The following is a 20,681-nucleotide window of genomic DNA, read 5'->3' as shown; positions in this document are numbered from 1 at the left end:
GGCATTGGTGGCGTTCAACGCTACGGACGTGGCGTTGGGGGAACCGGTACCGGGCCGGTCGCGTTCAGGTTTTCGGCCCCGTGCACGCACCGGCCGCCGACGAAGGTCGCCAGCACGCCGATCTCGCTGATGCGCTCACTGGGCACGGTGGTCGGATCGTCGTCGAGGAGCACCATGTCCGCCCACAGTCCGGCGGCCAGTCGTCCGCGTTCGTTCTCCTGGTGCGACGCCCACGCCGGGTGCACCGTACAGGCCCGCAGCGCTTCCCCGGCGTCCACCCGCTCGTCCGGGCTGAGCACCACGCCCGCGCTGGTGGTCCGCTCGACCATCGACCGCAGCCCCGCCAGTGGCGCGCCGACCCCCACGCACGGACGGTCCGAGCTCCCCGGCACCCGCAGTCCGGCGTCCACAAAGGACTTCTGCCGGTACAGCCACGGCACCCGCGCCTCGCCCAGCGCCTCGGCCATCGTGTCCCCGATCTCGTACAGGAACCGCGCCTGCGGCACCGGGATCACGTTCAGCGCCACCAGGCGCGCCATCTGGTCGGGCCGGACCATCGCGGCGTGCTCGATGCGGTGCCGCGCGTCCGGCCGCGGCAGCTGGCGCTGCGCCTCCTCGAACGCGTCCAGCGTCAGGTCGATCGCGCGGTCGCCGATCGCGTGCGCGGCCACCCGCCATCCACTGCGGTGCGCGGCGACGATCGTGTCCCGCAGCACCTTCGGATCGTCCTGCAGCACGCCGAGGCCGCCGTGCGAGCAGAACGGCTCGGTGAGCGCGGCGGTGCGGCTGCTCAGCGCACCGTCGGTGAAGATCTTCATCGGGCCCAGGCGCAGGAACTCGTCACCGAAACCGCTGCGCAGCCCCAGATCGACGCCGATCGACCCGGTGTCGGCGGGATTGCCGCCGAGCGGGTGCAGCACCTCGCTGGCCGGCATCAGCTCGACCCGCACCGGCAGCACGCCGCGAGCCCGCGCCAGGTGGTAGGCCGTCGCCTCGGCCGGGCTGTGCCCGATCCAGCCGCCGCCGATCCCGGCCTCGGTCACCGACGTCAGCCCTTCCGAGACGTAGACCTTCGCGGCCCGCTCGATCGCCTCCGCCAGCTGCTCCACCGGGTAGGGCTTCACGAGCGCGTCCACCAGCTGCTGCGCCTGCTCGGCCAGCAGCCCGGTCGGCGCGCCGTCGTCGTCACGGGACACGACACCGCCCTCGGGCACCTTCGCCGACCCGTCGAGCACCCCGGCCTGCCGCAGGATCTCCGAGCTGACCGTGCACATGTGGGCCGAGCGGTGCTTGAGCCACACCGGCCGCCCGCCGCCCGCACGGTCCAGCGCGGCCCGGTCCGGGTGGCCGCCGAGCACGAAGTCGTCGTACTTCGAGCCGATCACCCACCCGTCCGAGGGCAGCTCGGCGGCGCGCGCGGCGACCGTGTCGTACAGCTCGTCCAGGCTGGCGCACCCCGACAGGTCCGTCTCGGCGAGCGAGAGGCCGTACCAGACCATGTGGTTGTGCGCGTCGGCGAATCCGGGCGTCAGCACCGCGCCGTCGCCGTCGACCACCGTCCGCGCGGACAGGCCGTCGACCTCCTCGTCGACGCCGACGATGCGCCCGTGCAGCACCCCCACGGTGTGTGCGCGGGGACGGTCGTCGGACACGGTCAGCGCACGGACGTTGCGCACCAGGAGGTCGAGCACGTGAGAATCCTTCCCGTCGGAGCCTTCCCCCGCAGATTAGGGGCCGGGACCACCGGGGCGCACGCGCCCGCGCCGCGCCGTATAGGTCGTTATACGCCGGGATGGGATGCGCGGTAGGCGTTCACCGACTCGGTCAGCCCCCGCAGCGTGACCCGCAGCTCCTCCAGCTCGCGAACGGGCAGGCCCATCGCGTCACCGATCACGCCGGGCAGCGGAACGGCCTTCACGCGCAGCTCGTCACCCTTGCTCGTCAGCCGGATGCACACCGACCGCTCGTCGTCCGCACGGCGCTCGCGGCGCACCAGTTCGAGCTTTTCCAGCCGCTTCAGCAGCGGCGAGAGCGTTCCCGAGTCCAGCGACAGCGCCTGCCCGAGGTCCTTGACCGACAGCTCACCGTGCTCCCACAACGCCAGCATCACCAGGTACTGCGGATAGGTCAGCCCGAGCTCGTCCAGCATCGGCCGGTACAGCGAGGTCACCGCCCGGGAGGCGGCGTAGAGCGCGAAGCACACCTGATCATCGAGCCGCGGCGCGGCCGTGTCGGCCATGGGTCCTCCTCCGGCACCTGGATGACACTCCATCGTCTCGCACGGATGGTTGCCACACCATCCGGACGTGACACATCCCATAACAAGCAATTAAGTTGTGCACAATTTGGTTGGATGCAATCGAACGGGCCGATCCGGTCCACCGGAACTCGCAGGAGCACACGTCATGACCGCCAACCCGCACAATCTGGCTCTGGAGCCCGCCGCGCAGGCTTTCGCCGAAGCCACGGACAACCCGCCGTACCTGTTCCAGCTGCCGCCCGAGGAGGGACGCAAGGCGGTCGACGAGGTCCAGTCGTCCGAGATCGCCAAGCCGGACGCCGACCTCGAAGACCTCACCATCGAGGGCGGCCCGACCGGGCAGGTGCGCCTGCGCATCGTCCGCCCCGCGGGCGCCACCGGCACGCTGCCGGTCGTCCTGTACATCCACGGCGCGGGCTGGGTCTTCGGCAACGCCCACACCCACGACCGCCTGATCCGCGAGATCGCCACCGGCGCCGGCGCGGCCGTCGTCTTCCCCGACTACGACCGCTCCCCCGAGGCCCGTTACCCGGTCGCGCTGGAGCAGAGCTACGCGGCGGCGCGGTGGATCGTGACGCACGGCGCCGAGCACAACCTGGACGCGAGCCGCCTCGCCGTCGCCGGTGACTCGGTCGGTGGGAACCTGACCGCGGCGCTCACGCTGCTGGCCAAGCAGCGCGGCGACGTCACCTTCCGGCAGCAGGTGCTGTTCTACCCGGTGACCGACGCGAACTTCGACACCGGCTCCTACCGGCAGTTCGCCACCGGCTACTTCCTCGCCCTCGACGGCATGAAGTGGTTCTGGGACCAGTACACGACCGACCCGGCGCAGCGCGCGGAGATCACCGCGTCGCCGCTGCGCGCGAGCCTGGACGACCTGGCCGGGCTGCCGCCCGCGCTCGTCATCACCGCCGAGGCCGACGTCCTGCGCGACGAGGGCGAGGCGTACGCGAACAAGCTGCGCCAGGCCGGTGTCGCGGTCACCGCGGTGCGCTACCAGGGCGTCATCCACGACTTCGTGATGCTCAACGCGCTGCGGGGCACCAACGCCGCCGACGCCGCGATCAACCAGGCCGTCGCGGTGCTGAAGAAGGCACTCCAGGCCCGCTGAGCATCCTCAGGGTGGCGCGGCGCTGCGGTGACGCCGGAGCGCCGCGACCCCTCACTCCGCGCGTGGGTTGTACCGCATCGCGGCCTTCGATCTCACCGCCGCGCTGGGCTGAGAGGCCCGCCGTCGGGTACAGTGAAGATCGCGGTCCGCACTGTTCTGCCTCGGGCCGCGTTTTCGTGTCGGCCACCACGTGCCGCGACCGCGCAACGGTCAGCGCCGGGCAGGACGACCTCGTGACCTTTGAGAGAGAGTGTTCTTGACTGTTCCCACCCTGCCCTCGTTCGCCGAGCTCGGCGTTCCGCGGGCACTCACCACCGCCCTCGCCGCCCGCGGCATCGAGGCGCCGTTCCCGATCCAGGCCGCGACACTGCCGCACTCCCTGGCCGGGCGGGACGTGCTCGGCCGGGGCCGCACCGGATCCGGCAAGACCTACGCGTTCGTGCTCCCGGTGCTGACCCGGCTCGCCGCGGCGGGCGGGAGCCGCCGTCCCGGCCGTCCCCGCGCGCTGATCCTCGCGCCGACGCGGGAACTGGCGGCCCAGATCGACGCCGCGATGGCGCCGCTGGCCAAGGCGTTGTCGCTGCGCACCATGACGGTGTTCGGCGGCGTCAGCCCCAACCCGCAGATCACCGGGCTGCGCGCGGGTGTCGACGTGCTGGTCGCGTGCCCGGGCAGGCTCGCCGACCACCTCGCGAGTGGTCACGTGCACCTCGACGCCGTGGAGATCACGGTGCTCGACGAGGCCGATCACATGGCCGACCTCGGGTTCCTGCCGGTGGTGCGGCGGCTGCTCGACCGCACCCCGCGCGGCGGGCAGCGGCTGTTGTTCTCGGCCACGCTCGACGCGGGCGTGGACGTGCTCGTGAAGCGCTTTCTCACCGATCCGGTCACGCACAGCGTCGACTCGGCGCAGTCCCCCGTCGCGACGATGGAGCACCACGTGCTGCACGTCGAGCGCGAGACCCGGCTGGGCGTGCTGGTGGAGCTGGTCGCCGCGCCGGGCCGCACCGTCGTGTTCACGCGCACCAAGCACCGGGCCAAGGCGCTGACCCGTCAGCTCGTCGCGTCCGGCGTCCCCGCGGTCGAGCTGCACGGCAACCTCGGGCAGACCGCGCGCACCCGCAACCTGGCCGCGTTCTCCGACGGCAGTGCCACCACGCTGGTGGCCACCGACATCGCGGCACGCGGCATCCACGTCGACGACGTCGCGCGCGTGATCCACGCCGACCCGCCGGTCGAGCACAAGGCCTACCTGCACCGCTCGGGCCGCACCGCGCGGGCCGGTGCGGAGGGCACCGTGATCACCCTGATGACCGACGAGCAGGTCGCCGACGTCCGCGACCTCACCCGCAAGGCCGGGATCAGCCCGATCACCACCCGGCTGGCGCCCGGCCACCCCCTGCTCACCGAGCTCGCCCCGGGCGAGCGCACGTTCGTGACCCCGCCCGCCCGCGGCGGCGGGAACGGGGGCCGCGGCGGCGCGCAGCGGCAGCAGAAGCCCGGAACCGGCGCGCGCCGCTCCGAACCGCAACGGCAGCAGCGCCGCGGCACGGACACCTCCCAGCCCTCACGGCAACGCAGCCGGGCCGCCGGTCAGTCCGCGAACCGGCAGAGCCGCACCGACTCCCCACGCCAGCCGCAGCGCGGCACCGAACCGCAGCAGGGCGCCGGCGCGCCCCAGCGCCGCTCCGGCGCTGCCGCGTTCTCGGCCGGTTCCCGGGCCGGACGGCGCCGCGGCGGCCGCTGAACCTCGGCCGGGGCTCGACCTGCCCTGCCGCCAGTACCCGGTGAACGTGATGTCCCGATTCGGCACGCCACGGTCGTTCACCCGGTGCCGCCGCAGCCCGGTGACGAGCTTCGACTCCCCCACCACCCAGGTGGGGGAACACCTCGTGCCGGGGGCGGCAGGTAGCTCGTGCCCATGTCGAAGCTCCCCACCGGATCGTGTGGTCGCGCGCCCACGGACTTCGCGATGTCGGCAGCAGCATGACCTTGGGCAGCATCGCTTCTCCGCTTTCACAGGTCCAGGACGAGGCGGGGCGAGCACGCGCGGGACACGCACGAGTACATCCGGCCGGGCGGCGCACCGAGGTGGTCCCGGTGCTCGGGTTCTCCCTCGACGACGGTGATTTCGCAACTGCCGCATACCCCTTCCCGGCAGCCGGAGGGCACCGCGATTCCGGCGTGCCCGAGGGCACCCAGCAGGGTCTCCCCGGGCGGAACCTGAATCGTCCGTCCACTTCGGGCACAGACGGCCTCGAACGCCCTGGGCGGTCCGAAGTCCTTCACCGGCGGGCGGAAACGCTCCACGTGCACGCGCCCGGCGGGAAAGACGGCCTCCGCCGCGTCGAGCATCGCGGACGGCCCGCAACAGTAGACCAGCGCCCGCGGAGGCAGTTCCGCGGCCAGCGCGGTGAAATCGGGCCTGCCCTCGTGCTCGGTGGCGACCAGTCGCACCCGGCCCCCATACGTGGCCCGCAGCTGCGCGGTGAAGGGCATGGTGGCGAGCGAGCGTCCCACGTAGACCAGCGTCGCCACCGCACCCGCCGCGATCGCGGCCCGCAGCATCGGCAGGATCGGCGTGATCCCGATGCCTCCGGCGAGGAACAGGAACTCCGGCGCGGGCCGGAGCGGGAAGTTGTTGCGGGGCGCGGAGACCTCGATCGGGTGGCCCCGGCGCAGGAACCGGTGGATGTAGTCCGAGCCGCCCCGGCTGAGCCGCTCGTGGCGCACCGCGATGCGGTAGCGCTCGCGATCGTCCGGCTCCCCGCACAGCGAGTACTGCCGGGTCAGCCAGTTCGGCAGGATGAGGTCGATGTGCGCCCCGGGTTCCCAGGGCGCCAGCGGACCGCGCTCGGCGCGCAGGACGAGGGAGACCACGTCCCGCGCGACCCGGTCCACGTGGTCGAGAATGGTCGGTTGCATGGATTCCCCGGTTTCAGTACAGCTGGCGGTAGCCGGCTTCGAGAGCGCCTTCCAGTGCGGCCGGATCGATACCGCCGCCCATCTGCGCGGCCGCGATCTCGCCCGCGGACGGCAGCTCGGCGGCCAGTGCCTGGCTCGCCGGATCCCACAGCCGCGACCGGATGAGCGCGCGTCCACAGTGGAAGTACACCTCCTCGACCTCCACCACCAGCGCCAGTTCCGCCTCCCGCGCCTCGGTCTGCATCCGGGCCAGCACGTCGGGTTCGTCGGTGGGATAGGCGCGGCCGTTGACCCGCAACGTCTCCCGGTGCCCCGGGACGAGGAACAGCAGGCCGATCCCGTCGTTCTCCGCCAGGTTCGAGAAGGAGTCGGCGAGCTTGTTGCCGGGACGGTCGGGGATCGCGAGCGTGCGCTCGTCCAGCACCTTCGCGAACCCCGGGTAGTCGCCCCGGGGCGTGCAGTCGACGCGGCCCGCCGCGTCGGCGGTGGCCATCGTCAGGAACGGGGAATGGGCGATGAAGCGGTGGTGGTAGGAGGCGAGGCGGTCGCCGACCTTGCCGCGGACGAGGGCGTCGGGCTCCCCGAGCCGGGCACGGACCTCCTCGAAGGCGAGCCTCCGCGGGCGCGTGCGGGCATGCGTCATGAGGCGCTCCTGTTCGTTCGATATCGGGTGCGGGCGATCCCCGCCGATCGCATCACCGCAGGTCGTGACACAATTATGAGCAATTATTCGCTTCGCGCGCTACTCGCTTTCGCGCCCGTTCCCCGGAGGCCCTCCTGACATCGGACGAACGTCGGCTCCACCCGCGCAAACAACCACGGCAGGTCCGCGCCGAGCTCACGCGGGAGCGCATCCTCACCGCCGCTGCTCACGTTTTCACCGAGCACGGGTACGCCGCGGGCACCACCAACCGGATCGCCGAGCGGGCCCGGATCTCCATCGGCTCGCTGTACCAGTACTTCCCGAACAAGGACGCGATCCTGCTCGAACTGCTGACGCGGCACCTCGACGGCGGCATGGCCGCGACCGACCGGTTCCGGCGCGAGGGCCTGCCCGGCGCACTCGAGGAGATGATCCGCGTCATGGTGCACACGGCGATCGGCAACCACGTCGAGGATCCGCACCTGTTGCGCGTGATGGCCGAACAGGGGCCGCGGGCACCGCAGCTGCTGGACCAGATCCGGCGGAATTACCAGGAACGGGTCGAGTTCATCCGGGAACTGCTGGACGCGCACCCCGAGGTCCGGGTCGCCGACACCGACACCGCGGCCAAGCTCGCCGTCTCCACGGTCGAACTCGTCGTCCACCAGCTCGTCGCCGCCCCGGAGCCGATCGACACCGGGCGGCTGGAAAACGAGCTGGTCGGGATGCTGACCCGCTACCTGCGCGGATAACTTTACCTTCCCGCTTTAGTGAGCTAGTGTCTCTTTTGTTAGAGGATGTAACTCACACGTGAAGCAGGAGGACGTCATGGCTCAGGTGGTTCTGGGATCGGGACCGGCCGGGACGGCACTGGCCACGGAGCTGGCCGGCCGCGGCCACGAGGTGCGCCTGGCCAACCGCTCCGGCGAAGGCCCCGCACTGCCCGGAGTGGACAGAGTCGCCGTCGACGTGCTCGACCGCGACCGGCTCGCGGCCGTCACCGGCGGCGCGGACGTGGTCTACCACTGCGTCAACGTCGCCTACCACCAGCAGGTGGAGCTGATGCCGCGCATCCAGGACGCCATCCTCGACGCGGCCGGCGGGCGGCTCGTCGTGCTCGACACCCTCTACCCCTACGGCCCGACCGGCGGTGCCGTGATGACCGAGGAGACCCCGTGGGCGGCGACGAACCGCAAGGGCAGGATGCGCGCCGAACTGGACGCGAACTACCTCGAGGCGCATCGCTCCGGCCGTGCACGCGTGTCGCTGGGGCGCGCCGCCGACTTCTTCGGGCCCGGGGTGTTCAACTCCTCGCTCGGCGCGACCGCCTTCCCCGCCCTGCTGGCGGGCGGCGAGGTGATCGGGATCGGCGACGTCGACCGGCTGCACAGCTACTCGTTCATCGGTGACGTAGCGGCCGGCCTGGCCACGCTGGGCGAGCACCCGGACGCCGACGGTCGCGTCTGGCACCTGCCGGTCGCGCCCGCGGTCACCACCCGGCACATCCACGAGCTGCTGGCCAAGATCACCGGCCAGGAGCCGAGGGTGCGCGTGCTGACCGAGGCCAGGCCGTTCGGGCCGTTCGATGAGGTCTTCATGGCCGAGTTCGCCGAACTGTTCTACCAGCACACCGAGGACCAGGTGGTCGATTCGCGGCTGTTCGAGCAGACCTTCGGCGTCCGGCACACGCCGTTGGAGACCGCACTGGAGACGACGGTCGGGTGGTTCCGCGCGGCGCTCAGCCGAGCTTGCCGGTCGCCTCGATGACGCGGCCGAGCGCGGCGTGCAACTGCTCCAGCTCGGCCAGGTCCATGCCGAGCGTCTCCACCACCTGGTAGGGGATCTTCTCGGCCTGGGCGCGCAGCGCGCGGCCCGAGCCGGTCAGGTCGACCATCAGGGCGCGCTCGTCGGAGCGGTTGCGCGCCCGGGTCAGGTAGCCCAGCGCCTCCAGCCGCTTGAGCAGCGGGGACAGGGTGGCGGGTTCCGCGCGCAGCGTCTCGGACAGATCCTTCACCGAGCGGGGCGCGCGGTCCCACAGGGCGAGCAGCACCAGGTACTGCGGGTGCGTGAGCCCGTAGGGCTTGAGCAGCGGCCGGTAGATGCCGATGACGCTGCGGGAGGCCACGGACAGGGCGAAGCACACCTGCCGGTCCAGCGCCAGCGGGTCTTCACCCAGGTCGATCCCGGTCATGCGGTGAGCCTACTCCCGTGGTTGCCGTGCTGATATTTCGTGCACTAATCATTAGCGTACGCTGGACCCGTGACCGATCGCCGACGCCCCAATCCGATTCAGTGGCTCTGGTACGCCCTCGGCGGGCGCCTGCCGGAGGCGCACCGCTCGTGGGTCCTGCACGACGTGACCGCCCGCACCTGGATCTGGCGGCACGCCGGGCGGGCGTCCGTGCTGCTCCTGCCGTTGATGCTGGTGTGGCTGCTGCTGCCCGGCCCGCTCACGCTGCGGCTGAGCCTGGTGCTGATGGCCGGTCTCGTCGGGTTCTTCTACTCGCTGGTCTACAGCGAGGAGAGCTGCGAGAACAAGCTCCGCAAGCACGGCTACCCGTACGGCACCGGCCGCGCGGTGCGCCGCGCGGCGAAGGAGGAGGCCGAGCGGGACGTGCGGGAGCGCTACATCGCGCGCTACCGGCAGGTCGAGTGAGTCAGGCTTCGACGGCGCGGTGCGCGCGCCGCAGCTGGAGCCCGAACCACAGCGCGCCGACGCCGCGGACCACCAGCGCCACGCCCAGCCAGAGGGCCAGGGTCAGGATGGTGATGCCGGGCCAGACCAGGGCGAGCACCCCGATCGCCAATGTCACCACGCCCATCGCGAGCCACAGTCCCCACACCGGCAGGTTCCGCCGCCAGGTGACCGTCGCCCCGATCTGCCCGATCCCGGCGACGACGAATCCGATGCCGACCACCACGGCCAGTGTCAGCAGTGTGATGCCGGGCCAGGCGAGCGCGATCACCCCGACGACGATCCACACCGCGCCCAGCAGGTAGGACGGCCAGCGGGTGCGGTGCCGCTCGGCCGTCGCGATCTCGTCGATGCCCTCCACGAACAACGCGATCGCGACGAGCACCGCGAGAGTCCCGACCGCGGCGGCCAGGTTGGCCAGCAGCAATACCCCGAGAACCGTGGTGGCCACGCCGAGCGCGGCGACCAGCCACCACCGCCCGGTCACCCGCCGCAGCTCACCGGCCATGCCCTGGCCGAAGCTGATCCGGAACGCCCCGGAGGGCTGGTGGACGGCCATACCCGTGCTCCCCTTTCCCGCGCCCCCGGGAAGCCACGGTAAGCCGGTCCGGCGCGTGGCCGCCAGCCTCCACCCGCACATTCAGCCACGCGAGTCCCCCGCTCCCGCCCGCGAGTCCCGCGTTCCCGTCAGGGGTCGAGGCGGCGCCGCAGGTTCTCCGGGATCAGCTCGATCAGCTGGCCGGGGCGCAGCGGCAGGTCGAGCAGGCTCAGCTTCACCCGGCTGCGGCTGGCGTGCTCCCCCGCCGCCAGCCGCACCACCTGCGCCGCGTCCGGGCGCAACGCGGTGGTCAGCACCCCGTCCGGTCCGAGCGCGCCCGCGGCCGTCCCGTCGACCTCGACGCCGACCGGCACGCTGTCGTCCGCCACGTGCAGCCGGACCTCGTCCTGCGGTCCGAGCACGATGCTGCGGCCGATGCCCGCCATCGGCGCGACCGGAGTGACCGCGATCGCCGGCGCGGACGGCGACAGCACCGGCCCGCCCGCCGCGTAGTTGTAGGCCGTCGACCCGGTCGGCGTGGCGACGATCAGCGCGTCGCAGCGGTAGTAGCCGTACTGCCGCCCGTTGACCACGAGGTCCACCGACACCGCGCCGGAGCGGCCCATCCGCGCCAGCACCACGTCGTTGAACCCGGCTCCGGTCGCCAGCGGCGCCCGGTCCACAGTGGCCACCAAGCAGCTGTGCGGTTCGATCGTGTACTCGCCGCGGACGAGCCGGTCCAGCGCGTCCGGCAGCTGCGGGGGCGCGATCTCCACGAGGAAGCCGAGGTGCCCGTGGTTGACCCCGAGCACCGGCACCGGCCGCTGCGTCACCAGCCGCATCGCGCCGAGCATCGTGCCGTCGCCGCCGAGGCTGAGCACGGCGCCGACGCGGGCGACGAAGTCCGCTTCGGACACCGCCGTCACCTCGGGCACGCGCGCGGCGTCGGCGGTGCGCACGATCACCTCGACACCGTGCTCCCGCGCGTACTCGGTGACTGTCCGCACCGACGAGTCCACCGACCTGGTCGGATGGATCACCAGGCCCAGTGTCCGCGACTCCCCCGTGATCACCACACAGAGCACTGTAACCGCATTCCGGCGCGGCACGAAGGAAGGAGATTAGTGCCGCGCGCCCCGGGCTACCCCTGCGCCGTGAGTACGGCAGGCAAGATCACCGGAGCCCACGGACCCGACGACCCGGCCCCCGCCCCGCGACGCGCCAGGACGGCGAGAGCGTTGACCTGTCTGGGAATCCTGCTCTCCTCGGCCCTGCTGCCGGGCGCCGTCGCGCAGGGCGCGCCCGCGCCGCGCGCACTGCTCGACCAGGACTTCCCCGACCCCGATGTCCTCAGGACCGGCACCGGCTACCACGCGTTCTCCACCTCCAGCGGGTCCGGCCGGGTGCCGGTGGCCGCCGCCAACGACGCGGACGGCCCGTGGCAGGTCACCGGCGACGCGCTCGCCGCGGACCCGTCCTGGGTGGACACCGCGGGCGGCTACTGGGCACCGGACGTGACCCGGCGCGCGGACGGCACCTACCTGATGTACTACGCGGCGGTGTCCAAAGCGGACCGCCACCGTTGCATCGGCACCGCCGTCGCCTCCTCGATCGCCGGCCCCTACCAGCCCGCCGGCGACGGGCCACTGATCTGCGCCCCCGGGGACCAGGGCAACATCGACGCGCAGACCTTCCAGACCCACGACGGCACCCGGTACCTGCTCTACAAGGGCGAGCACCCGGGCGGCGGCGCGTCGGCGATCTTCGCGCAGAAGATGACGCAGGACGGCACCGCCACCGACGGCGCGCGCACCGAGATCCTGCGCGCGGACCGGCCCGAGGAGAACGGCATCGTCGAGGCGCCGGTGATCAGCCAGCGCGGCGACCGGTTCGTGCTGTTCTACTCCGCCGACGACTTCCGCAACGCCACCTACCAGACGCGTTACGCCACGGCGTCCTCGCTCACCGGCCCCTACACCAAGGCCGACCAGCCGCTGATGACCACGGAGTCGCTGAGCGGGGCGACCGAAGGCCCCGGTGGCGCCGATGTCGTGGGCGGGCGCATCTACTTCCACGGCTGGCTCGACGGCCAGCGCACCCAGCGCGGCCTGTTCGGCCTGAACCTGGAGTTCTCGGACGGCGTCCCGCAGGTGTCCTAACCGGACTCCCCGGAGAACCGCCGCTCCAGCGTGGTGATCTCGGGCAGTCCGATGAGGTCGGTGAACTCGCCGAACGAAGGCAGCCCCGGCAGCGCGGCCGCGGGCGTCCCGTCCCTGCGCACGGTCTCCAGCAGGGCGCGGACGCCCGCGGTCGCGGCGAGCAGCGCGCCGATCGGGTAGACCACGACCGAGAACCCCAGCTCGCCGATGCGGTCGAGGGACAGCGGCGGGGTGCGGCCGCCCTCGGCCCAGTTGAACACCAGCGGCGCCACACCCGACAGCGCGGAGGCGACCGTGGCGATGTCCTCCTCGCTGGTGGGCGCCTCGACGAACAGCACGTCGGCACCGGCCCCGGCGTAGGCGCGGGCGCGTTCGATCGCGTCGTCCAGCCCGTGCACGGCCGCCGCGTCGGTGCGGGCGATGAGCACGAAGTCCGGATCGCGACGGGCGGCCACCGCCGCCTCCAGCTTGCCCACCATCTCCTCGCGCGGGATGACCGCCTTGCCGCTGAGGTGCCCGCACTTCTTGGGGCTGACCTGGTCCTCCAGGTGGACGCCCGCCACGCCGGCCTGCTCGTAGGCCCGCACCGTGCGCACCACGTTGAGGGCGTTGCCGTACCCGGTGTCGGCGTCGGCGATCACCGGGACGTCCACCGCGGACACGATGCGGCGCGCGTTGTCGATCATTTCGGTGCCGGTCAGCAGGCCGACATCCGGCCGCCCGATGAGCGAGGCGGTGGCACCGAAGCCGGTCATGTAGACCACGTCGAACCCGGCCTGCTCGATCAGGCGGGCCGTGAGCGCGTCGTAGGCCCCGGGCGCCACCAGCGGTCCCGGCGCCGCGATCAGCTCGCGCAGCCGTTTCCGCGGGTCCCGTGCTCCGCCCAGCAGGTCTGCCACCGCGTCCTCCTCGTCCCGGTCCGTACGCCCGTCCTCGCCTACGCTAGTCCGCGGGCGGCCAGGCCCGCCGGGTAGACAACTACGCAACGCTCATGCAACGTTTTAACCGGACCCGAAGTGGTTATCCGGGACCGGTCGAGTGAGGGGTGGCGGGATGCGGACCGTGACAGGCCCGGCGGAGGAGATCGTCGTCGTCGGGGCGGGGCTCTCCGGGCTGGCCGCGGCCCTGCACCTGGCCGGACGGGGCAGGCGGGTGACGGTCGTCGAACGCGAACCGGTGCCCGGCGGCCGCGCCGGACGACTCGACCTCGACGGCTACCGGTTCGACACCGGCCCGACCGTGCTGACCATGCCCGATCTGGTCGACGAAACCCTCGCCGCGGTCGGCGACAGCGTGGCGAACCGGCTGGACCTCGTCCCGCTCGCCCCCGCCTACCGGGCACGCTTCGCCGACGGCAGCGCCCTCGACGTGCACAGCGACCCCGAAGCCATGACCGAGGCCGTCCGCGCCTTCGCCGGACCGTCCGAAGCGGAGGGATACCGGCGGCTGCGGGCCTGGCTCACCGGCCTCTACCGCACCGAGTTCGACCGGTTCGTCGGCGCCAACTTCGACTCGCCACTGGCACTGGTCACCCCCCACCTCGCCCGGCTCGTGGCGATGGGCGCGTTCGGGCCGCTGGACCGCAGGATCGGCCGGTTCCTGCGCGACGAGCGCCTGCGCCGCGTGTTCTCCTTCCAGTCCCTCTACGCGGGGCAGTCACCGCAGCGCGCGCTGGCGGTCTACGCGATCATCGCCTACATGGACACCGTCGCGGGCGTGTTCTTCCCTCGCGGCGGGATGCGCGCGCTGCCCGACGCGCTGGCCTCGGCGGCGGCCGATGCCGGAGTGGAGTTCCGCTACGGCGAGGAGGTCACCGAGCTGGAGCGGTCCGGCGCGCGCATCAGGAGAGTGCGCACCACCGGCGGCAGCCTGCGCGCGGACGCCGTCGTGCTCACCACCGAGCTGCCCGCGGCCTACGACCTCCTCGGCCGCGCCCCACGACGGCCGGTGCCGTTGCGGCCCGCGCCCTCGGCCGTCGTCCTGCACCTCGGCGTCCGGGGCGAGCTCGACACGGCGCACCACACCATTTCCTTCGGCGCGGAGTGGCGGCGGACGTTCCGCGAGCTGATCCGCGAAGGACGGCTGATGAGCGACCCCTCACTGCTGGTGACCCGGCCGACGGCCACCGATCCCGCGCTCGCCCCGGACGGGCGCGAACTCCTCTACGTCCTGGCGCCCGCGCCGAACCTCGCGCGCGGCCCCCTCGACTGGGATCGCCTCGGCGGCGCCTACGCCGACGAGATCGTCGAGCACGTCACGAAGCGGCTGCTGCCCGGGCTCGACAGTGCGATCGAGGCCCGTCACGTCGTGACTCCCGCCGACTGGGCCCGCCAGGGCCTGTTCGCCGGCACCCCGTTCGCGCTGGCCCACACCGTCGCGCAGACCGGGCCGTTCCGGCCACGCAATCTGGTGCGTGGCACCGAGAACGCGGTGCTGGCCGGAGGCAGCACCACACCCGGTGTCGGTGTGCCGACCGCGCTGATCTCCGGGCGCCTGGCCGCCGACCGCATCACCGGCACGGTGGCGGCGCGATGACCGGTGCACTCGACGCCGCGGGCATCACCGAACCGCGCCTGCGTGAGGCCTACGTCCGCTGCCGCCGCCTCAACGCCGAGCACGGCCGCACCTACTACCTGGCCACGCGGCTGCTGACCAAGGCGCAGCGCCCGGCCGTGCACGCGCTCTACGGGTTCGCCCGCTTCGCCGACGACATCGTGGATTCCGCTCCCCCGGGCAGCGACCCGGCGGCACGCCTGGAAGCGCTGTCCGCGAAGCTGTTCGCCGGCCTGGACAGCGGCCACAGCGACGATCCGGTCCTCGCCGCGGTCGTCGACACCGCCGGGCGCTACGGCATCCGGCGCGACCTGTTCACCGCGTTCCTCGACTCGATGCGGATGGACCTCACGGTCTCGGAGTACCCGGACCGGGAGGCACTGGAGACCTACGTCCACGGCTCGGCCGAGGTCATCGGACTGCAGATGCTGCCCGTGCTGGGCACGGTCGGCGAACCGGGCGAGGCCGCGCCCTACGCGGCCGCGCTGGGCAAGGCCTTCCAGCTGACCAACTTCCTGCGCGACATCGGCGAAGACCTCGACCGCGGCCGCGTCTACCTGCCCGCCGACGAGCTGGCGGCGTTCGGCGTCGACCGCGACCTGCTGCTGTGGTGCCATCGCAACCGGCACACCGACACCCGCGTCCGGTCCGCGCTCGCCGCGCAGCACGCCACCACCCGCCGCATCTACGCCTACGCCCGCGACGGCATCGACCGGCTGCACCCGGCGTCGCGGCCGTGCATCGCGACCGCGCTGGTGCTGTACTCGGAGATCCTGGACCGGATCGAGGCCGCCGGGTTCGCCGTGTTCAGCCACCGGGCCAGGGTCGGCCGGGCCCGCCGCGCGCAGCTGGCGGCGTCCGGGCTGGCGAGGGCGATGTGGGCCAGACGGGGCAGGCGCGCGGACGGCCTGGCCCCGGCCGCGACGGAGAGGTGGGCGTGATGGAGAGGGCGGCGTGATGGAGAGGGCGGCGTGATGGACCACTTCCAGTACCTGTTCGTGCTGGCGGGGTGCCTGCTGATCACCCTGCCGCTGGAGTTCCTCGGCGCCCGCGTGTACCGGCGGCCGGTGGCGCTGGCGCGCGCGGTGCTGCCGGTGGCGCTGGTGTTCCTGGTGTGGGACGCGATCGCCATCGCCGGCCACGTCTGGTGGTACGAGCCGCGGTTCGTCACCGGGGTCCGGCTGCCGTTCGCGATCCCGCTGGAGGAACTGCTGTTCTTCCTGGTCATCCCGGTGTGCGGGGTGCTGACCTATGGATGCGTGCAGGCGATGCTCGGGCGACTGACGGCGCTGCGGAAGGTGCGCCGGTGACCGGGCTGGGGTACACGCTGCCCGCGGTGCTCGCGGTCGTCGCCGTCTGCGTGTGGGAGCTGGCGATCCTGCGTACCGGGCTGTTCCGCAAACCCGCGTACTGGATCTCGATGGCGATCGTCGTCGGCTTCCAGATCCCGGTCGATGGCTGGCTCACCAAGCTCAGCGCGCCCATCGTGCTCTACGCGCCCGAGCACACCAGCGGTCTCCGCTTCCCGTGGGACATCCCGGTCGAGGACTTCCTGTTCGGGTTCGCGCTGGTCACCGCCGTGCTGCTGCGGTGGGAGCGGCACACCCGCGTGCGGAAGGACGCCGCATGACTCTGCACCGCACCGGCCTGGCCCGCGCGGCCGTGCCCGGCGCCTTCGACACCGGCGCCGCCGCCTACGACCGGCTCGTCGGCGCCAACCCCGGCTACCACGAGCACCTGCGGCTCTCGGCCCGCCGGATGCGGTTGCCGGGCGAGGGCCGCGGCCTGCGCCTGCTCGACGCCGGATGCGGCACCGGCGCCTCCACCGCCGCCCTGCTCGCGGCCGCCCCGCACGCCGAGATCGTCGCCTTCGACGCCTCCGCCGCGATGCTCGCCCAGGCCCGGCGCAAGTCCTGGCCGCCGACCGTCCACTTCGTCCACACCACCGTCGAAGACCTTGCGGCGTCCGGTGTTTCGGGTCCGTTCGACGGGATCTTCGCCGCCTACCTGATCCGCAACCTCGCCGATCCCGACGCCCAGCTGCGTGCCCTGCGGGCGCTGCTGAAACCGGGCGGGACGTTCGCGGCACACGAGTACTCGGTCCGTGATTCGGTGACGGCCCGTCTGGTGTGGACCGCGGTGTGCTGGAGCATCATCATCCCCGCCGGCCGCGTCACCACCGGGGACGCCACCCTCTACCGGCACCTGTGGCGCAGCGTCACGACCTTCGACGGCGCCACCCGCTTCCGCCACCGCCTCACCGAAGCCGGGTTCACCGCCGTTCACAGCGAAACCATGACCGGCTGGCAGCGCGGCGTCGTGCACACCTTCCTCGCCACCAACCCCGGGGAGACCGCGTGACCGACCGCCGCGCCGTCCGCCACCGAGCCCCCTCCGGCGGGCTGTCCCCCCAGGTTCCCCGTTCGGTCGTCGTCGTGGGCGGCGGGATCGCGGGCCTCACCGCGGCCACCGGACTGGCCGAGCGCGGCGTTGCGGTGACCGTGGTGGAAAGCTGCGACGTGCTGGGCGGACGGGTCGCGGCCTGGACCGACGAGCTGGCCGACGGCAGCACCGTGTCGATGAGCCGCGGCTTCCACGCGTTCTTCCGGCAGTACTACAACCTGCGCGCCCTGCTGCGGCGCGCCGACCCGGACCTGCGGCGGCTCACGCCGGTCGAGGACTACCCGCTCATCGACGCCGAGGGCCGCCGGGACACCTTCCGCGGACTGCCTTCCGCTCCGCCGTGGAACGCGCTGCTGTTCGCGTTGCGCAGCCCCACGTTCCGGGTCACCGACCTGCTCCGCCTCAACGCCCGCGCCGCCGCTCCCCTCGCCGCGGTGTCCGTCCCGCGCACCTACGAGCTGCTCGACCAGGTGGACGCGCAGGCGTTCCTGGAACGCATCAACTTCCCTCCCGCCGCGCGGCATCTGGCCTTCGAGGTGTTCTCCCGCAGCTTCTTCGCGCCGCCCTCGGACATGTCGGCCGCCGAGCTCGCCACGATGTTCCACCTCTACTTCCTCGGCTCGTCCGAAGGGCTCGTGTTCGACGTGCCCGACTCGGCCTACGACACCGCGCTGTGGGAGCCGCTGCGTGACTACCTGGTGCGGCTCGGGGTGCGGTTCCGGACCGGGACCCCGGTGGAGCGGGTGGACCGCGACGGCTCACGGTGGGTGGTGGACGATCTGGTCGCCGACGGCGTCGTCCTCGCGCCCGATGTGGCGGGGCTGCAAGCCATCGTGCGCGACTCCCCGGGCCTGGACGACGCGGACTGGCGCTCCCGCGTGCTCGGACTGCGGACCGCGCCACCGTTCCTGGTGCACCGGCTGTGGCTGGACCGCCCCGTCGCGTCCGGGCGCCCGGCGTTCCTGGCCACCGGCGGGCTCGGCCCGCTGGACAACGTCAGTGTCCTGGACCGCTACGAACGCGAGGCCGCCTCCTGGCCGGGCTCCGTCGTGGAACTGCACGCCTACGCCGCGGCCGACGAGGAACCGGTGGTGCGCACGCAGCTCGTGGACCGCCTGCACCAGCTCTACCCGGAGACCGCCTCGGCCCGGATCGTCGGCTCGCTGTCGCAGTGGCGGCAGGACTGCCCGCTGTTCGGCGTCGGCGACTTCGCCCGCCGCCCCCGCGTGCGCACCCCGTTCGACGGTCTGGTGCTCGCCGGAGACGGCATCCGCATCGATCTGCCGGTCGCGCTGATGGAACGCGCGGCCGCGACCGGCTGGCACGCCGCGAACTGCCTGCTCGCGCGCTGGGGCCTGGCCGGACACGAACTGACCACCGTGCCCGTTCGCGGGCGGTTCGCGCCGCTGCGGGCACTGGCTTCGCTGGGAGGGTGACGATGCCGTTGCGTGACCGCTGGCCGAGGACCTGGCCGTTGCAGCCGGTCCCGCGCCTGCCGTGGGCGCGCCAGGAACCGACCTATCGCGACGCCAAGCCTTCGCTGATCGAAGCCGCGTTGAAACGCGCCGAAGCCAGGCCGTCGGGAAACTGGTTCGTCTTCACCGCGAGCCGCGACGTGCGCGCCGACCGGCCCTACGGGTTCTCGGTCGCCGGTGTGGAACTGGTCGCCTGGCGGGACCCCGCGGGCTCGCTGCTGGTCGCCCCGGGCGCGTGCCCGCACCTGGGCGCCCCGATGGCACTCGGTTCCGTCGACGGCGACGGGCTGCTGTGCCGGTGGCACGGGCTGCGCGTCGACGGCCGTGCCTGCCACCCCGCCTTCGACGACGGCGTGCTGGCGTGGGTGCGCCTGGACCGCCTCGGTGGCGAGGAACCGCTGCCGGAACCAGTCGTCCCCGCGCGGCCCACTGGAGGGGTGGACTCGGTGGCGCGTCTCGACGGCGTCTGCGAACCACGCGACATCATCGCGAACCGCCTCGATCCGTGGCACGGCTCGTGGTTCCACCCGTACTCCTTCACCCGGCTCACGGTGCTCTCCGCCCCGGACGAGGTCGATGTCGCCGAGGAGGACGACCGTTTCCTGGTGTCGGTGACCTTCCGGGTCGCCCCCTCCCTGGGCGTGCCCGTCGAAGCGGAGTTCACCTGCCCTGATCCGCGCACGATCGTCATGCGCATCACCGACGGCGAGGGCGTCGGCAGCGTCGTGGAAACCCACGCCACGCCGCTGGGCCCCGGCCGCGACGGCCGCCCCCGGACCGCGGTGATCGAAGCAGTGGTGGCCGCGTCCTCGCGTCCCGGTTTCGCCGTGGCACGCGCCGCCGCTCCAGTGCTCCGCCCCCTGATGCGCCATACCGCCGCCCGCCTGTGGAAGGACGACCTCGCCTACGCGGAGCGGCGCTACCGGCTGCGCAGCGAGGGATGGCCGCGGAGGTAGGTTCAACGCTGCCCGGACCGCACCCGCGAGGGCCGGTCCGACGCGGGCCACACGTAGGGCAGGTCGTCCGGCACGCCTGAGAACCAGCGCCCGTAGAACGCCGGATCCTTGCGCAGCAACGCCGACTGGTGGCTGCGGTGGAAGTCCGGGTCCCCCAGCCACGGCGGCAATTCCCCCGCCTCCCGAAGCGCTGCCTCGTCGCGCGGCTCCTCCACGCCCACCGCCGCCCCGAGCTCACCGGTCAGTTTCACCGCGCACGTGTCGCTCCGCCCGGCCTCGCACCACACCCGGCACACCTCCAGGCCGTAGCGGGTCAGCGCCTCCTCGTACCCGGTCCACATCTTCGCCGCGGGGTGGTGCCGCCATCCGTAGCCCGGCACCGTGAGCGCCCGCAGCACCTGCAGCGTCTCGACCCGCTGCTTGCCCAGGCGCCGCGTGTCGAGCACGTGCGCGGTCTCGGCGAACCCCGGGTAGGGCAGGAACGTCTGCATTCACCGCACCTGCTCGTCCGGCGTCGCCTCGTGCCCGGCCACCCCCCGCGACCGTCGTTCGCGTTTGAGCTCCGCCTCCAGCAGGTGCCGCTCGCCGCCCGTCAGCTCGCGCGCCTGCCGCTCGAACGCGCGGAAGGGCTGGTAGTAGGTGTCGTCGAAGTCCTCGACCACCTGGAACGTCCACCGTCCCGGCAGGACGTTGCGTCCCACCAGTTCGCGCGCGATGCGGTCGGCCAGGTCGTCGTGCCCGGCCTCCCGCAGCAGGTCGACGGCTTCGCCCACCGCGAAGTCGGTGGTGCCCGTCATGCGGTGGAACTGGTAGAGGTGCCCGCGCGCCACCTCCAGGGTCTCCAGTGCCTCGGTCAGCTTGCCGACCGCCTCGACCGTGGCCCGGTCGTAGTTCCGGGCCGTCGGGTGGTCGTCGTCGAGGCGGGTGTCGCGGTCCGAAACGTCCGTCATACCGAACGGGATA

Annotated in this window: 23 protein-coding genes and 1 pseudogene; 13 read left to right on the top strand and 11 right to left on the bottom strand. The window is 72.6% G+C overall.

What is annotated here, in order from left to right:
- Positions 1-20: 20 nt before the first annotated feature.
- A complete protein-coding gene (locus tag HNR02_RS25955) occupies positions 21-1,691 on the bottom strand; it encodes an amidohydrolase (protein ID WP_179776204.1) in 1,671 nt (556 codons plus the stop codon).
- Positions 1,692-1,780: 89 nt separating this feature from the next.
- On the bottom strand, positions 1,781-2,239 hold the full coding sequence (locus HNR02_RS25950) for a MarR family winged helix-turn-helix transcriptional regulator (protein ID WP_179776203.1): 459 nt from the start codon (positions 2,237-2,239) through the stop codon (positions 1,781-1,783).
- Between the two features lie 166 nt (positions 2,240-2,405).
- Here HNR02_RS25950 and HNR02_RS25945 point away from each other — a divergent pair, with 166 nt between their 5' ends.
- Both HNR02_RS25945 and HNR02_RS25940 read left to right on the top strand, forming a co-directional pair.
- The gene (locus HNR02_RS25945) at positions 2,406-3,371 is read left to right on the top strand and encodes an alpha/beta hydrolase (protein WP_179776202.1); all 966 of its coding nucleotides are present in this window, start codon (positions 2,406-2,408) and stop codon (positions 3,369-3,371) included.
- A gap of 271 nt (positions 3,372-3,642) precedes the next feature.
- A complete protein-coding gene (locus tag HNR02_RS25940; protein WP_179777853.1) occupies positions 3,643-5,118 on the top strand; it encodes a DEAD/DEAH box helicase in 1,476 nt (491 codons plus the stop codon).
- A gap of 33 nt (positions 5,119-5,151) precedes the next feature.
- Here the strand turns inward: HNR02_RS25940 and HNR02_RS35740 are convergent.
- The 3 genes and pseudogenes from HNR02_RS35740 to HNR02_RS25930 all read right to left on the bottom strand — a co-directional run.
- Positions 5,152-5,244 (bottom strand): annotated as a pseudogene (locus tag HNR02_RS35740) (siderophore-interacting protein); the annotation flags it as partial.
- 143 nt (positions 5,245-5,387) lie between these two features.
- A complete protein-coding gene (locus HNR02_RS25935) occupies positions 5,388-6,296 on the bottom strand; it encodes a PDR/VanB family oxidoreductase (protein WP_179776201.1) in 909 nt (302 codons plus the stop codon).
- Between the two features lie 13 nt (positions 6,297-6,309).
- Positions 6,310-6,939, bottom strand: a complete 630-nt coding sequence (locus HNR02_RS25930) for an MSMEG_1061 family FMN-dependent PPOX-type flavoprotein (protein WP_179776200.1) — start codon at positions 6,937-6,939, stop codon at positions 6,310-6,312.
- A gap of 134 nt (positions 6,940-7,073) precedes the next feature.
- Here HNR02_RS25930 and HNR02_RS25925 point away from each other — a divergent pair, with 134 nt between their 5' ends.
- Both HNR02_RS25925 and HNR02_RS25920 read left to right on the top strand, forming a co-directional pair.
- On the top strand, positions 7,074-7,691 hold the full coding sequence (locus tag HNR02_RS25925; RefSeq protein WP_179777852.1) for a TetR/AcrR family transcriptional regulator: 618 nt from the start codon (positions 7,074-7,076) through the stop codon (positions 7,689-7,691).
- 76 nt (positions 7,692-7,767) lie between these two features.
- Positions 7,768-8,706 carry an NAD-dependent epimerase/dehydratase family protein gene (locus HNR02_RS25920; protein ID WP_179776199.1) on the top strand — a complete coding sequence of 313 codons (939 nt, stop codon included), beginning with the start codon at positions 7,768-7,770 and terminating at the stop codon, positions 8,704-8,706.
- Here HNR02_RS25920 and HNR02_RS25915 read toward each other — a convergent pair.
- Positions 8,678-9,130 carry a MarR family winged helix-turn-helix transcriptional regulator gene (locus tag HNR02_RS25915; RefSeq protein ID WP_179776198.1) on the bottom strand — a complete coding sequence of 151 codons (453 nt, stop codon included), beginning with the start codon at positions 9,128-9,130 and terminating at the stop codon, positions 8,678-8,680. The two genes, HNR02_RS25920 and HNR02_RS25915, sit on opposite strands and share 29 nt — an antisense overlap.
- Positions 9,131-9,199: 69 nt before the next feature.
- Here HNR02_RS25915 and HNR02_RS25910 point away from each other — a divergent pair, with 69 nt between their 5' ends.
- Positions 9,200-9,595 (top strand): DUF5313 family protein, encoded by a 396-nt coding sequence (locus HNR02_RS25910; RefSeq protein ID WP_179776197.1) that lies wholly within the window; start codon positions 9,200-9,202, stop codon positions 9,593-9,595.
- Position 9,596: 1 nt separating this feature from the next.
- Here HNR02_RS25910 and HNR02_RS25905 read toward each other — a convergent pair whose 3' ends face one another.
- Both HNR02_RS25905 and HNR02_RS25900 read right to left on the bottom strand, forming a co-directional pair.
- The gene (locus tag HNR02_RS25905) at positions 9,597-10,193 is read right to left on the bottom strand and encodes an HdeD family acid-resistance protein (RefSeq protein WP_179776196.1); all 597 of its coding nucleotides are present in this window, start codon (positions 10,191-10,193) and stop codon (positions 9,597-9,599) included.
- Between the two features lie 128 nt (positions 10,194-10,321).
- Positions 10,322-11,248 (bottom strand): NAD(+)/NADH kinase, encoded by a 927-nt coding sequence (locus HNR02_RS25900; RefSeq protein WP_312861166.1) that lies wholly within the window; start codon positions 11,246-11,248, stop codon positions 10,322-10,324.
- A 78-nt stretch (positions 11,249-11,326) separates the two neighbouring features.
- Between HNR02_RS25900 and HNR02_RS25895 the strand changes: the two genes are divergently transcribed.
- Positions 11,327-12,331: a glycoside hydrolase family 43 protein gene (locus HNR02_RS25895; protein WP_179776195.1), complete on the top strand. Its 1,005-nt coding sequence runs from the start codon at positions 11,327-11,329 to the stop codon at positions 12,329-12,331.
- Here HNR02_RS25895 and HNR02_RS25890 read toward each other — a convergent pair.
- Positions 12,328-13,230 carry an isocitrate lyase/PEP mutase family protein gene (locus tag HNR02_RS25890; RefSeq protein ID WP_179776194.1) on the bottom strand — a complete coding sequence of 301 codons (903 nt, stop codon included), beginning with the start codon at positions 13,228-13,230 and terminating at the stop codon, positions 12,328-12,330. The two genes, HNR02_RS25895 and HNR02_RS25890, sit on opposite strands and share 4 nt — an antisense overlap.
- A 154-nt stretch (positions 13,231-13,384) precedes the next feature.
- Here HNR02_RS25890 and crtI point away from each other — a divergent pair, with 154 nt between their 5' ends.
- Genes crtI through HNR02_RS25855 form a run of 7 tightly spaced genes read left to right on the top strand, consistent with a single transcriptional unit; the run spans position 13,385 to position 19,718 of the window.
- Positions 13,385-14,866, top strand: coding sequence for a phytoene desaturase family protein (gene crtI, locus HNR02_RS25885; RefSeq protein ID WP_179776193.1), 1,482 nt, complete (start codon positions 13,385-13,387; stop codon positions 14,864-14,866).
- The gene (locus HNR02_RS25880) at positions 14,863-15,825 is read left to right on the top strand and encodes a phytoene/squalene synthase family protein (RefSeq protein WP_179776192.1); all 963 of its coding nucleotides are present in this window, start codon (positions 14,863-14,865) and stop codon (positions 15,823-15,825) included. Before crtI ends, HNR02_RS25880 begins: the two co-directional genes overlap by 4 nt.
- A gap of 33 nt (positions 15,826-15,858) precedes the next feature.
- The gene (locus HNR02_RS25875) at positions 15,859-16,194 is read left to right on the top strand and encodes a lycopene cyclase domain-containing protein (protein WP_179776191.1); all 336 of its coding nucleotides are present in this window, start codon (positions 15,859-15,861) and stop codon (positions 16,192-16,194) included.
- Complete coding sequence (locus HNR02_RS25870; RefSeq protein ID WP_179776190.1) at positions 16,191-16,514, top strand: lycopene cyclase domain-containing protein; 324 nt, start codon at positions 16,191-16,193, stop codon at positions 16,512-16,514. Before HNR02_RS25875 ends, HNR02_RS25870 begins: the two co-directional genes overlap by 4 nt.
- The gene (locus HNR02_RS25865) at positions 16,511-17,245 is read left to right on the top strand and encodes a class I SAM-dependent methyltransferase (protein WP_179776189.1); all 735 of its coding nucleotides are present in this window, start codon (positions 16,511-16,513) and stop codon (positions 17,243-17,245) included. Before HNR02_RS25870 ends, HNR02_RS25865 begins: the two co-directional genes overlap by 4 nt.
- Entirely contained in the window at positions 17,242-18,723 is a 1,482-nt protein-coding gene (locus HNR02_RS25860; protein WP_179776188.1) for an FAD-dependent oxidoreductase, read from the top strand. The genes HNR02_RS25865 and HNR02_RS25860 overlap by 4 nt, the downstream gene beginning before the upstream one ends.
- A gap of 2 nt (positions 18,724-18,725) precedes the next feature.
- Complete coding sequence (locus tag HNR02_RS25855; RefSeq protein WP_179777850.1) at positions 18,726-19,718, top strand: Rieske (2Fe-2S) protein; 993 nt, start codon at positions 18,726-18,728, stop codon at positions 19,716-19,718.
- 2 nt (positions 19,719-19,720) lie between these two features.
- Here the strand turns inward: HNR02_RS25855 and HNR02_RS25850 are convergent, their stop codons facing one another.
- Positions 19,721-20,209: an MSMEG_6728 family protein gene (locus HNR02_RS25850; RefSeq protein WP_179776187.1), complete on the bottom strand. Its 489-nt coding sequence runs from the start codon at positions 20,207-20,209 to the stop codon at positions 19,721-19,723.
- Positions 20,210-20,668 carry a hypothetical protein gene (locus tag HNR02_RS25845; protein ID WP_179776186.1) on the bottom strand — a complete coding sequence of 153 codons (459 nt, stop codon included), beginning with the start codon at positions 20,666-20,668 and terminating at the stop codon, positions 20,210-20,212.
- Positions 20,669-20,681 lie beyond the last annotated feature (13 nt).

This window comes from Amycolatopsis endophytica (assembly GCF_013410405.1).
Classification (GTDB): Bacteria; Actinomycetota; Actinomycetes; order Mycobacteriales; family Pseudonocardiaceae; genus Amycolatopsis_E; species Amycolatopsis_E endophytica.
The sequence above is the reverse complement of the archived record's forward strand: the minus strand, read 5'-3'. Positions and strand labels throughout refer to the sequence as shown.

Coding starts and splice junctions, on each gene's coding strand:
- HNR02_RS25935 (WP_179776201.1), bottom strand. CDS start 6,296: ATGCAACCGACCATTCTCGACCACGTGGACCGGGTCGCGCGGGACGTG.
- HNR02_RS25850 (WP_179776187.1), bottom strand. CDS start 20,209: ATGCAGACGTTCCTGCCCTACCCGGGGTTCGCCGAGACCGCGCACGTG.
- HNR02_RS25855 (WP_179777850.1), top strand. CDS start 18,726: ATGCCGTTGCGTGACCGCTGGCCGAGGACCTGGCCGTTGCAGCCGGTC.
- HNR02_RS25875 (WP_179776191.1), top strand. CDS start 15,859: ATGGACCACTTCCAGTACCTGTTCGTGCTGGCGGGGTGCCTGCTGATC.
- HNR02_RS25920 (WP_179776199.1), top strand. CDS start 7,768: ATGGCTCAGGTGGTTCTGGGATCGGGACCGGCCGGGACGGCACTGGCC.
- HNR02_RS25880 (WP_179776192.1), top strand. CDS start 14,863: ATGACCGGTGCACTCGACGCCGCGGGCATCACCGAACCGCGCCTGCGT.
- HNR02_RS25915 (WP_179776198.1), bottom strand. CDS start 9,130: ATGACCGGGATCGACCTGGGTGAAGACCCGCTGGCGCTGGACCGGCAG.
- HNR02_RS25845 (WP_179776186.1), bottom strand. CDS start 20,668: ATGACGGACGTTTCGGACCGCGACACCCGCCTCGACGACGACCACCCG.
- HNR02_RS25930 (WP_179776200.1), bottom strand. CDS start 6,939: ATGACGCATGCCCGCACGCGCCCGCGGAGGCTCGCCTTCGAGGAGGTC.
- crtI (WP_179776193.1), top strand. CDS start 13,385: ATGCGGACCGTGACAGGCCCGGCGGAGGAGATCGTCGTCGTCGGGGCG.
- HNR02_RS25945 (WP_179776202.1), top strand. CDS start 2,406: ATGACCGCCAACCCGCACAATCTGGCTCTGGAGCCCGCCGCGCAGGCT.
- HNR02_RS25950 (WP_179776203.1), bottom strand. CDS start 2,239: ATGGCCGACACGGCCGCGCCGCGGCTCGATGATCAGGTGTGCTTCGCG.
- HNR02_RS25905 (WP_179776196.1), bottom strand. CDS start 10,193: ATGGCCGTCCACCAGCCCTCCGGGGCGTTCCGGATCAGCTTCGGCCAG.
- HNR02_RS25865 (WP_179776189.1), top strand. CDS start 16,511: ATGACTCTGCACCGCACCGGCCTGGCCCGCGCGGCCGTGCCCGGCGCC.